Genomic DNA, 11,995 nt, shown 5'->3' with positions numbered 1-11,995 from the left:
AAAAGTTGGTATACGCATTTATTCTCTGCCTATTATACACTATGCCTTCCACCTACAGCAGATTATAGGAGATCAGGAGAAACCTTCAAATGAACATCAATACGGTTTCTTCCTCTGGATTTGGCCCAGTACAGCGCTTGATCCGCTCTTGAGATCATATCCTCCAAATGTGTGGTTCCATATTCCAAATGCTGCAAGTAGTCAGCTACTCCCATACTTACGGTAACGCCAACTGTTTGAGAACCATCCGTATAGGGGTGTTCGATCATCCATATTCTCAGCTCTTCGGCAAGCAGCAGGCTGCCGGAAGCATCCATATTAATGGCCAAAATAATAAACTCCTCACCACCATATCTCCCAGCAACTATACTGCGATCGGTATGCTGGCTCAATTGCCTGGCAATATGCTTGAGGACCCTATCACCGATAATATGACCGTAAGTATCATTAATTTTCTTGAAAAAGTCGACATCCACCATAATGACTGAGCAAGGCTGCCCCAATTGAATCGCGCTTTCTATGAGTGCGCTGCCTTCCGTCATAATATATCTCCGATTATGAATTCCCGTCAGATGATCCTTAAGAGCAGAATATTCTAAAAGCTCCACCGTACTCTTTAACTTGCTCGACATCACATTATAAGTCTCACAAAGCTCTCTAAGCTCAATTGGTGCATGCTTCATTTCTTCTGAAGCAATTTGATAATCATAATTCCCATCCTTCACAATCTTCGTGCCCTTGAGTAAATGATGAATGGGACGCTCGACCCATGAAGTCAGAATGAAAACAGCATACAAGCTTACAAGAAGAACAACGAGAGTAATCACAATAAGTAAAAGCAAAATACGATTTAGATTTTCGAACACTTCACTTGTGGTAATTTCTCCAACAATAATCCACTTATGCTCATTAGCCCATTGATAGCCTCCATATACGGCTCTATCTCTATATCCTTGATAAGGGGAAAAATCTTTTTTATCCTGAAGCGCTCTTTGCACGATCTCCGTCTTCATCTCGCCATTCCCTATCTGGGAATTCGTCTCCTTGGATTTGGTGATGACCGCACCCTTCTCATCTATAACAAAAAGCTCACCGGTTTTACCGAAATTCAAATTTGTCATAACTGCATCCAGAGTTTGAAGCTTCACGGTCCCTACAATTGCGCCAATAAATTCGTTGCTAGGACTCAGTATAGGAGAGGAGAACGTAATCATAGGGTGGCCTGTTGCCTTGGAAATCAGTACACCTGATATAAAATCCTGTTTGTTAGAGGCAGCAATAAAATAGTCCCTGTCTCCTACAAAAACATTATTGGATATCGGACTCTCTGTAGAGGAGTACCCCGTAGCCGAAACAAAAAATATATTGTTATACTCCGAATCCACGCTGAAGTAAGATTTCAAATCGCGAAACAATCGCTCCATATTCAGCTGCCTGGCATTATCCGAGTTAGCAATCCGTTTGATATCAGCCGCCCGCTCTCCTGTCCACCGCTCAATATAAAGGCTTTGCAGTGTGATGACCTGCTGCAATTGCTGCTTAATTTCATTAACTCTGTCATTTTTGCCAAGCAAATAAAAAGAAGTCATAATAGACAGGCCAAGCATCAGGATAATCGTTCCTACCCATAATCGAACTCTAAATTTTAATGTTTGTTTTCCCGCAAACGTCTTTATTCTCGAGAACAACATGATTCCCCATTTTCCACGACTTAATGATTATATTATACTATACAATTCGACCAGAGTCTTCGTACAGCCGCTGAAAGCTTTATAAACAAAAATAAGCGTGCATGCGGGCTGCATGACGCCGGGGAGCCGTTAGTAAAGGAATAATCAACTTGTGAAAACTAGCATGGACGGACCCTTCAAGCGCACCTGCCTGATTTGATTACTGGAAAATTCCGCATGCGGATTAGTAACCAGGTGTGGGTTGTTAATATTCCTTGCATCCTCCCAAGCGCAGGCAACACCTCTTCCTCCGCAGTCGCCCTCGTACATTTTACAGCTCTTACAAAACTGTTCGGATTGCTTGCTATCGAGGAGAACGACTCTATTTCGCAGACAGCAGTAGATTTCGTTAGAAGAATTTCGAAAATTAAAGTGGGTAATCATGGGCATTGTCCCATCAGCTCCTTACGCTATGATTTCCAGGCAGCAGCACATGCGTGCGTTTATAACTTTTGTACATAAAATGCAGCTGTAACTTTTAAATGACTAAGTACATATACTTTTGTACAAGTTCACAAACACACTTGCATATACTAATACGTGTAATAGTAAGTTTATCGTGCCTATATGAAATGTATGCTTTATATTTGTAAACGGAAAAATAATTTTTAAAACATGCCGCATGTTTGTTAGAATGAAATTTCAATGAATTATCACCAGTAAGCTGCAGCGGGAGGAACGCAAATGGAAGGGACTTATCACTATTTATTTACTGCTCTATTAATCGGATTTATCGTGTACCGCCGCACCAAAAGATCGATCGGGTTTCAGAAGCTCAGTCGTAGACGCCTGCTCTTCCGGACACTTTTTTTCGGCATTCTGGGACTGCTGATTTTGGCGCTTGGCATTCTTCATCCTATTTATTTTGTTGCTGATGGTATTGGACTGGCCGCAGGGGCTGCGCTGGGTTTCGTAGCAATCCGCCATACCCGTTTCGAGAAACGGGAACAGGGCTGGTATTACCGTACCCATCTATGGATAGAGGTGACCGTGCTTGTTCTCTTCCTTGGCCGCATTGCCTATCGGCTTATTTTTCTTCTTGGCAGTACGGAACCAGGCAGCATAAATATGGCTGATCCGTCTCAATTTACTAAGGATCCGCTGACAGCGGGAGTGTTTTTTGTAATCGTCTCTTATTATGTGCTGTATTTCTGTTATTTGCTAAGAGAAGAAGTGAAGCTGAAAGCAAATTTAAATGCTGTATAAACCTTGAATCTAAAAAGGGATGGTTAGCACATAAAAAGGCGCTTTGCGGCGTCCTTTGAGTGCGCTTATGACGGGTTACTTAATGTTACCTAGTTCCGGGTCTTATGGACGTATAGCTTACGGACATGAGGTACGTTATTTTGCCATTTATCTCTTTTTCACGAGAGTTACGGACATAGGTTCCGTTATTTACCCTAAACTCATTGGTTTCGGGGCGGTTTGAGCATAAATAACGTCTTTCAGGTCCGTAAGCGCCGCAAAAACCTTTGAATTACTAAAATAACGGATCTGAGGTCCGTAAGGGCGCATTGGGTTTATAAAACTCTTTTTATTGGGAGGCTCCGCCTATGAATTGGAATGCGGTGTTCGAGAAGGAGTACATGAAGATTGATGGTTTGTCGAAAGACGACTTGCAACGCTTCCTATGTGCGTGGAATATGCCAATGTCTGAAGAAGAGATCGCGGAAATCGTTGAGCGGCAGCAAAATCCTTTTCCCGTTACAGATCCGCTCTATAGTCAATATAAGCCGTTCGACCCCTCCCGGTGGACCCTGCCCCAAAAAAAGCTGCCAATCAGCTATATCGACTTTCTCCAGTATTCTAACGGCGGAGAGTTCGTGAATGGTGAGAGGTACTTTCAGTTTTTCAGTGCGGCCGATTTCAGGGTGATGAATTTAGCTTACGAATTTCCAGAGTATATGCGGGGAGCAGTTTCTCTTGGTATGGACGGCTGCGGCAATCATTATATTTTTGATATGCGAGAAGACATGATGGACGGGGAATACCCGATTGTTGCCGCACACTCCGGTAATCTGGGCTACGAAGATTGCAAGAAGATCGCGGATTCTTTGGCTGATCTATGCAGGGGTACGACATCGGTGGAAGACGAACTGAACGATTAAAAGGTAGGAATCGAGGGTGCTGATCGTGCAGCCGGGGCTTGCGGCACTTCCTGATTCAGTCTGACAGCCTAGATGTCGGAAGGCTTTCGCTTGCCAATAGTTGCTGGGGAGCGGGAGCGTTAGCACGGCACCTGCTCCACTAGCGCGTGCACGACTTCACGAAGCAATCGGTGATCGAAGCCAGGGTAGAAGTTCAATCTGTGCCGGACCGATGTGAAGGACAAGCGGTGCGCTTTCCCTCGTCGGCAGCGGCTAGCGGTACAAAGCGTGTCGCCGGGACTGGCGTGGAGGAGCCTGCCGAGTTGGAAGGCCTTTGCTTTGGGGATTTTTAGAGAAACACCTGCTTTACCGCTTCAGCAATCTCCTTCGACATCTTCATAACGAGATGCAGGGAGGTTGTTTGTAAAATTGCATACTGTTTCGGCCCCGAAGCGTTTACGATAGCAGCAATCGTGTAATCACCCACCTGTGGAAGCATTTTCCCAACCGATTTTCCCGGATAGACGGGCTGGTTTGATACTTGAAACAGGCCTACAGATGCATGCTGTCCGAGACAAGCATCAATTGCGATAATGGTTGCCCCTTGAGGAATTTCAAGCAGTCTTTGCGGTAAATTGCTGGCATCGCAGGGCGCTTCAAGCGTGCCTATAACATGGGGATATCCTGCTTCCTGCAGAAGGGTCCCAACTAATGGTCCCAGGGCATCGCCAGACGAACGGTCTGTTCCGATACAGACGAAAACCACGGGGCCTGCGGCCCGCCCGCTCTCTTGGGCGACAGTATCCAGAAAAGCAGGGAGCTGGCCTCCCTTTATTTTTTTCCAATATCGTTCACGGGGTGCATTACCCTCTGTTAGCATTCAACGGCATCCTTTCTTTATTCGCAGGTTTTTACTTATTCTTTCATAAGGGGATGGATCGTGTCTATACTTTGCTGCTATTCTTTATTTTAGCTTCCTTGTAGGCGATAATAGAAAAATAACAGAAAGGTGTGATGACATGATGCTCCGTATGCTCCATAAATTCAAAGTAAGACGTCAAGCTCCAGCAAATAAAATGACAGGAATCTGGCTGCTCTGCTGCATCCTCGGTCTTGCTTCCGGTGTGCCTGCAGCTCATGCTGCTGCTCAGACTGCCCCTTCTGTCCAACAGCAAAGTAAGACAATCAGCTATAACGGTCAAGCTTATACTGTGAAATGGATAACTGTGGATCTGGAGGATCCTTTTTTGCGAATAAAGCCGGTCACAGCGAAGGCGGGAATTGGACATGTGGAAGCCTTTGATTCCATGATGAAAAACAATCAGGCTGTGGCAGGAGTTAACGGCGCTTTCTTTGATGCCTATGTAAGTGACGATTCTGCAAGATATCCGAATGGCTTGATGATTAACTCAGGAAACATTGTCCATTCTGGTGTGAATCAGGCCTTCAGCGTATTACCGGATAAAACAGCCATCATACAACAAATAAAAACGGCGCTTAAAGTCCGTGTAGATCACAATGGAAGTGTATATACTTTTGAACCGTGGGCGGTTAATAAATATTACGGCGCGGCACAAACCGATCAGGTAGTCTGGTACACCAGAGAATTTGGCCAAAAAATTGATTTTCCCAACACAACGAAAATTGTGATCCGGGATGGATTCATCACAGCAATTACCCAGTCCGCCGTTTCTATTCCCGAAGACGGTCAGGTTTGCATGGTTGGGAACAGCTCCAATAACAGCACTCATTTACTGCCTCATCTCCACGTCGGGGATAAGGTGACATTTGAGCCTTCCTTGCTTAATACGGCCACCAATGCGGTTACAAAGCTTCCACAAATCGATGCGGCGGTCGGCGCTGGTCCCCTGCTTCTAAAAAATGGGGTTGTCGATATCGACTACAAGCGCGATGGCTTTACAGATGCCAAAATCGTAACAAATGCCAATGCCCGAAGCTTTATCGGTGTGGACAAAACTAAGCGCCTCGTTATGGGTACGATGTCTGCCGCAACGATGAACAATATGGCGCAGGTTCTGCTTAAGCTGGGACTTACTGATGCTATGAATCTGGATGGCGGAGCCAGCTCAGCGCTTTATTACAACGGTACCGTACTAACAAAGCCTGGCCGTCTGCTAAGCAACGCATTTATTGTGGAACGAATGAGTCAAGCTCAAATTCAGCTAGTAGTCAACGGCAGCTTAGTCAATGAATTCCGCGGCTATCTGTTGTCCGAGACGACCATGGTGCCTTTCCGTGGCATTCTGGAGCGTATCGGCGCTGATTTTAAATGGGATGGAGCCGCTAGAACTTTAAGTCTAAAATACGGAAATCAAGCGCTGCTGCTTAGGCCAGACAGCAAGGTCCTTGAAGTGAATGGAGAAACCAAAATGCTAGATATAGCTCCAACCATAAAAGATGGTCATATTTACTTGCCTCTACGCGCAGTCATCGAAACACTTGGCGGTCAAGTAAGTTGGGATGCGCGCTTATATCGGGCTTCACTTACTTTTCCATCTTCAGCTAATTAAGATTTAATGCTGCAAGAAAACCTCTTTTCGGCATCTTCACACACATTAGAAAAAAAGTTGCTCCTTCAAGCGAAAAATTGGCTTGAGCGAGCAACTTTTTATGTTGTTGATCCGTTTATATATATAACTCCTGAAATTCTGATTCAAAACAAAATATCACGGGTAATAGTAAGCAATAAATTTTACATCACTTGGAAAGCTTAAGCACTAGTTTCATTCATTTTACAGCACTCTTTTAGCGCCAACGTATCTTGCACCCCAGTAGCCACTAAGCAGTTTATCTACTCGAACTCCATTAGAGCTGGTTGATGAAATGAACTTGCCATCACCAATATAAATACCTACATGATCGACACTGCTATTAGCAAAGAACACCAGGTCTCCTGCTTGTAAGTCTTTCACAGGTGTGCCAACTTGGCTGTGCATCTGTGCAGAGGTTCTAGGCAGCGATATGCCTTTATTTTGGAAAACATAACGAACAAAGCCCGAGCAATCGAAGCCTTGCGGAGAGGTTCCACCCCAAACGTAAGGAACTCCAATAAACGTATTGGCCGTTTGAATAATTTGCTGCTTTTTATCTGGTTGTACCGGTTTCTCTGATTCAACAGGTTTAGGAGCGATCCAAGCAGGCTTGTGTGTCTTCCCATCTGTTTCTATAATAGCGATTTGATTGTCGGAATCCCAACGAACGGGAGATCCAAAGGTTTCTGCGATAAAGCGCAGCGGTACATACGTTCTTCCTTCAGAGAAGATCGCCATTCCATCCAGACTTTCCGGGCTGCCATTCACTATTGCGTGATTGCCGCCTGTAGAGAGATCAATGGTCTGCTCCTTGTTCTTAAGCTTTATGCTCACCTGATCCGTACCTATCATGCTCCATTCTACCTCATACCCTAATTTCTCGGATAAAAAACGCAGAGGAACCTGCAGCACACTATCTTTTTCCAGGAACGGCTGTGCATCAGGGAATGAAACAAGCTCATCGTTCACCTGAACCTTAACCTCATCCGCTGGAGACGCATATGAAACTGCGGCAACGACCAGACTTGCACAAAATAAAGCGCATGACAAAATAAACCTTTTGACAAAAATTTTCAATTTTTGGCCTCCTGATAGCCTCCGAGGTTAGTTGTCGGGTTCGGGAAGAGGTTTCCCTAGTTCAGATATCCATATTGGAATCTTTTCATTCACCCCAAATAAAGCGGTCCCCCGTACCGATGCTTTTGCTGCAATCGGACTCGGCATTTTTTCTCTTGGATAGACTACCATAGTTTGCTAGAAGATTTCAAGTTTTAATTTATGGAAATCTCGCCCAATTAACGATATTTGTAGAGCTGACGCGGCAAAATTAATATTTTTCACCTGAACAAATTACCCCCAAGTGATCATGCTATTCATGAACTTCCCGCAAAAAAAAGAGTGCTCCTTAGCACCCTTTTTTTTGCGTACATGCATATTAATTTTATCTAGGCTCCTCGATACCATTGTGCTTGTGCCCGAAACATGGCAGCGTATTGGCCGTCTGCCGCCAGTAAAGTCTCATGTGTGCCTTCCTCCACGATTTGCCCAGCCTTGAGTACAACGATACGATTGGCGAAACGCGCCCAGCCAAGCCGATGCGAGACGAACAGCACAGTCTTTCCTTCCGCCATTTCCCGAAAAGATTGATATAGCTCGGTCTCATGCTGCGGATCCAGGGCAGCGGTCGGTTCGTCAAGTACTAACAGCTGTGGATTGCGCAATGCCGCCCTTGCGATCGCTAGTCGCTGCCACTGCCCGCCGCTCAGTTCACGGCCGCCGGCTGAAAGCAGCCCTATTTTAGCATCAAGTCCATCGGATGTTTCCTCCAGAGAAGCTGCTCCACTCACCTGCAGTGCCCTGCGTATCGCGATGTCGTTATGGATATGATCAGGTAATCCAAAGCCAACATTATCGCGTAAGGTTGTTTCATACCGGACATAGTCCTGAAATACTGCGGACATGGAACCGCGAATCAGGTCTGGGTCCAACTGCCTATAATCAGTGCCATCCCAAGTCATTCTACCAGAAGTCGGGCTATACAAGCCGAGCAGCAGCCGTACCAAGGTAGATTTGCCTGCTCCATTCTCACCGACCAGCGCTACCGTTTCTCCAGGGTTCAAACTAAGACAAATATTACTCAGAGCTGGTTTAAACCCGCTGGAATACTGATAATGAACATTTTCAAATACGATTTTGCCGTTCTTTTTTAGTGCTTGAGAAGTACCGCCAAGAATCAATTCTTTAACCATATGATAGTCGGAACATGTCGTATCTTCTGCTTCGGCTCCCGACTCCTGGGGCTTCATACTTAGGAACTCCACCAAATCGAAGACTTTGGAGCTCTGGATGTATATTTTACTTATCGGGTGCGCCATCCTGGACGAAATGCTGTGTGCTTGCCGCATTGCCAGAAATACAATGACAAACGTGCCTGCAGTAAATCCGCCTGCCTTCATCTGCATCACCATCCATGTGACAGCTCCAATTAAACTCGTAATTTGCACAGAGGATACGACTATTCCGTGTTTTATTTCTCTTCTTCGCGCGTTCATGCGCAGTGCCAGAGAGTCACCCATGATCCCGTTCCATTTACCGATCAGATAGCCCATGGAACCAAAAATCCGCATTTCTTTCACCGTCTCAGGTTTGGTCAAGACAGCCCGTAAATAGTCCGACTGCCGACCCGATTGGGTTAAATCACGATTCAGCCGCCGTACGACAATATCAGATTCCAGTCTGATGGCGAACGATAAGGAAAATACAATGACCAGCAAAACTCCGAGAATTGGATCGGCTAACCACATCACGATAAAAAGTCCGATAAACTCGAAAAACAAACGAAGAAAGGCGATCACATTTTGCAGCACTCCGAACAAATCCGTACCAGCTGTGTCCTTTGACCTCTGCAGCCGATTGTAGTATTCTGCTTCTTCCATCTGCTCAAGCGGTACATTAACCGCCTTCTGATGAACTTCTGCTTGAATTTGCATCGTTGCCCGATCTCGAAATCTGGCATCGGTAATGTTATGCAAGGCTGAAAGTGCTGCACGGAGCAACGATATACCGGTAAAAACCGCAAGAGGCGGCCAAGCAAGCCGCACCATCTCGTTCCATAATAGCCCGGTACCCCCGCCAACGAACAAATCGACGAGTTCACGCTGCGCAGAGAAGCCTGGCACGATAAGCACACCAAGCAATAAAGGAATGCCGAGCCATACCAATGACAAAATGGGCATGCTTCTCCATACCCGGTAAATTAGCTGAAAGATGCTGCTTCTCACCATAGTAAGGGCATTGTTCTTCATTCGTTACCCCCTCCTAAAGATACCAAGATGCCTGTAAATTGAACATGTGGCTGTATGGACCACTTCTCTGCATTAACTCGTCATGCGTTCCTTGTTCTACGAGCCGGCCATCCTTCATTACGATTATCAAATCCGCTAGCTTGGCAGCTCCGAGCCTATGGGTAACTAGAAGCGCTGACCGGCCCTTTGTCACACGTAAGAACAACTCAAAAGCTTCTTTCTCGGCTTGAGGATCCAGTGCAGCAGTCGGTTCATCGAAAAACACAAAGTTTGCATCTCTAAGCATTGCACGGGCAGTGGCTATCTTTTGCCATTCTCCACCGGACGGCTCTATGCCTCCAAATGGAGCACCAAACTGTATGTTCAAATCAGAGAAACTGCTGCCTGCAGACTGAAGCGAACTCTGTAAGAGAGCATCCTGCCCGATTGCTGTTAATTTGCCAAGCGCCACATTTTCCCTGAGATTCAAATACAAACGGGTAAAATCCTGAAACACTACTGATATAGGACCATCAGTAGCCATTGCTTTTGTGACTTGGCCATTTTTCGAACCTCTCCAGATGATCTCCCCTTCGTTCGGCGGATACAAGCCTAATAGAAGTTTGATCAGAGTGGATTTTCCTGAACCATTTTCACCAACCAATGCGGCACGACATCCGGGAGGAATCGTAAAGCTGACCCCACTTAAAGTGTCCCGGCTAGCACCCGGATAACGGAATGAAAGTTCGCTAACCTGTAATTGTAAGCTGTCCAAGGATTCTTCAGAATTTAGGCTATCTGCTCGCGTAAGATTCTCTTCTTCAAGGTCCAGATAAGCCCGGAAATCCTCCCACTTCATGTATTGTTTGCGCATGGCAACAATCTGTCCGATCAAATCCGGCAGTTGGGACAACAGCATAGTTAAAGCCATAAACAATAGAGCAAAATCTCCAGCAGTCAGCTTATTCGCGCCAGGCATTAGGACAACCAATGCCAAGAGGAGCCCACCGATTAACGCCATTAGCAGCTCAGGCCCAATTTTGCGTAGTTCGGAAGAACGAACTGCCTTTGTCGTTTCACTCGATTGCTGCTCAAGTATTCGCGTCCACCTTTCAGTTAATAAACGACCTAAGCCAAACAAGCGGATCTCTTTGGCTCCGTTCCGTTCCGTCATCAGCTCAGCATAATGACGAAGCAGTCTGCGGTCGGGAGTTTGTATGCGTGCCAGATTTTCGAGACTTTTCGATGTTTTACTGGAGACAACAGATAACAGCACTGCAGCTAACATAACGGCAGTTACCGGAATCCATTGGCCAAATATCAGCATGACTGCAATCAATATGCCTAACTGAAGTGACATCTGCAAGACTTGGACGCCAGTACTGTAAATATCATAAAGTGAAATCTGTAGTGCTCGTTCACGAAGATCCTTCATCTCTGGAGATTCGACAGCGGCTATTGGAAGCAAAGAGGTTTTTTTTAACAGCATACGTTGTTCCTCCAGCGTACCCAATTCCATTAATCTCGTCATAGCGAGCGGGATCTGCACACCTAGAGCAATATTGCTAACAAGCATAATTACGCCTAACCAAGCAGCTACAACCAGAATCTGTCCAACCGGATCAGTAGCGGTCCACACCTGAATCCGATCGATCAAGCTTTTGACCAGCCATAGCTCAGCCGGCATGACCGGAACGGATGCCAATAGCGCAACAGCCAAGATTATGACAGGCCGCTTATCAACCCGGTAAAGAATAGAGAAGGCATCCTGAAAACATGTAAAGTAATTGTTTTTCTTCAATTTCAGCCTATCCACATATGTAATTAGGTTTCACCACCATTTCAGCTATTTTTCATTTACTTCTGCTTCTACATCTCTAAGATATAGAAATTTTTACAAAAAATATAGACTTATAATTATCCGCAGGTTATACTAATATTATAGGGAGCCGGGATCGACATGCCCTGCTTGAAGACACCCAAAAATAATCAAAGACACCTTGAAGGTGTCTTTTTTATTGTTTTATTAGAATGTAAAAGTTGTTTGGAGTGAATCAGAAAGAAAGCGCAGTTTTCCATATCACTACAACATATCCCTGAGCGTGTGTTTCACTTAACGATGTTTTTCATCGTTAAAGTACGGTTTCCAGGTCAAGTAGTCACGTTAATGATGTTTTTCATCGTTAAAAGAGGACGGCTGGCCTCTCTGGTTGGTGAAAGGGGACGATGTTTTTCATTGTTAAAGTAAGTATTGGAGACGACCTAGGGTTTTTAACGATGAAAAACATCGCTAAAGTAGCTCAAAGTAGCACCTACTCTACTCTCAGCTCATCCCCCAAGAC

Annotated in this window: 9 protein-coding genes and 1 riboswitch; of the genes, 4 read left to right on the top strand and 5 right to left on the bottom strand. The window is 45.3% G+C overall.

Features of this window, described 5'->3' with window-relative positions:
- Positions 1-62: 62 nt before the first annotated feature.
- Positions 63-1,691 (bottom strand): sensor domain-containing diguanylate cyclase, encoded by a 1,629-nt coding sequence (locus J2Z66_RS11990; protein ID WP_209971628.1) that lies wholly within the window; start codon positions 1,689-1,691, stop codon positions 63-65.
- Between the two features lie 723 nt (positions 1,692-2,414).
- Here J2Z66_RS11990 and J2Z66_RS11985 point away from each other — a divergent pair.
- From J2Z66_RS11985 to J2Z66_RS11975, 3 genes are all read left to right on the top strand, one after another.
- The gene (locus J2Z66_RS11985; RefSeq protein ID WP_209971627.1) at positions 2,415-2,936 is read left to right on the top strand and encodes a CcdC protein domain-containing protein; all 522 of its coding nucleotides are present in this window, start codon (positions 2,415-2,417) and stop codon (positions 2,934-2,936) included.
- A gap of 347 nt (positions 2,937-3,283) precedes the next feature.
- Complete coding sequence (locus tag J2Z66_RS11980) at positions 3,284-3,838, top strand: SMI1/KNR4 family protein (RefSeq protein WP_209971626.1); 555 nt, start codon at positions 3,284-3,286, stop codon at positions 3,836-3,838.
- Between the two features lie 170 nt (positions 3,839-4,008).
- On the top strand, positions 4,009-4,170 hold the full coding sequence (locus tag J2Z66_RS11975; protein WP_209971625.1) for a hypothetical protein: 162 nt from the start codon (positions 4,009-4,011) through the stop codon (positions 4,168-4,170).
- Here J2Z66_RS11975 and yyaC read toward each other — a convergent pair.
- Complete coding sequence (yyaC, locus tag J2Z66_RS11970) at positions 4,167-4,697, bottom strand: spore protease YyaC (protein ID WP_209971624.1); 531 nt, start codon at positions 4,695-4,697, stop codon at positions 4,167-4,169. The two genes, J2Z66_RS11975 and yyaC, sit on opposite strands and share 4 nt — an antisense overlap.
- A 139-nt stretch (positions 4,698-4,836) precedes the next feature.
- Here yyaC and J2Z66_RS11965 point away from each other — a divergent pair, with 139 nt between their 5' ends.
- A complete protein-coding gene (locus tag J2Z66_RS11965; protein ID WP_209971623.1) occupies positions 4,837-6,348 on the top strand; it encodes a phosphodiester glycosidase family protein in 1,512 nt (503 codons plus the stop codon).
- A 222-nt stretch (positions 6,349-6,570) separates the two neighbouring features.
- On the opposite strand, the gene J2Z66_RS11960 is transcribed toward J2Z66_RS11965, so the two are convergent.
- The 3 genes from J2Z66_RS11960 to J2Z66_RS11950 all read right to left on the bottom strand — a co-directional run bounded on the left by J2Z66_RS11960 (position 6,571) and on the right by J2Z66_RS11950 (position 11,454).
- On the bottom strand, positions 6,571-7,446 hold the full coding sequence (locus J2Z66_RS11960) for a C40 family peptidase (protein WP_245375475.1): 876 nt from the start codon (positions 7,444-7,446) through the stop codon (positions 6,571-6,573).
- Position 7,447: 1 nt separating this feature from the next.
- A riboswitch (cyclic di-AMP (ydaO/yuaA leader) is annotated at positions 7,448-7,602 on the bottom strand.
- A gap of 212 nt (positions 7,603-7,814) precedes the next feature.
- Positions 7,815-9,674, bottom strand: a complete 1,860-nt coding sequence (locus J2Z66_RS11955) for an ABC transporter ATP-binding protein (protein ID WP_209971622.1) — start codon at positions 9,672-9,674, stop codon at positions 7,815-7,817.
- A 13-nt stretch (positions 9,675-9,687) separates the two neighbouring features.
- Positions 9,688-11,454 (bottom strand): ATP-binding cassette domain-containing protein, encoded by a 1,767-nt coding sequence (locus J2Z66_RS11950; protein WP_245375474.1) that lies wholly within the window; start codon positions 11,452-11,454, stop codon positions 9,688-9,690.
- Positions 11,455-11,995: the final 541 nt, after the last annotated feature.

Source organism: Paenibacillus eucommiae (genome assembly GCF_017874215.1).
GTDB lineage: Bacteria > Bacillota > Bacilli > Paenibacillales > NBRC-103111 > Paenibacillus_AI > Paenibacillus_AI eucommiae.
Note: the sequence above shows the minus strand (reverse complement) of the source record. Positions and strands in the feature narration are given on the sequence as shown.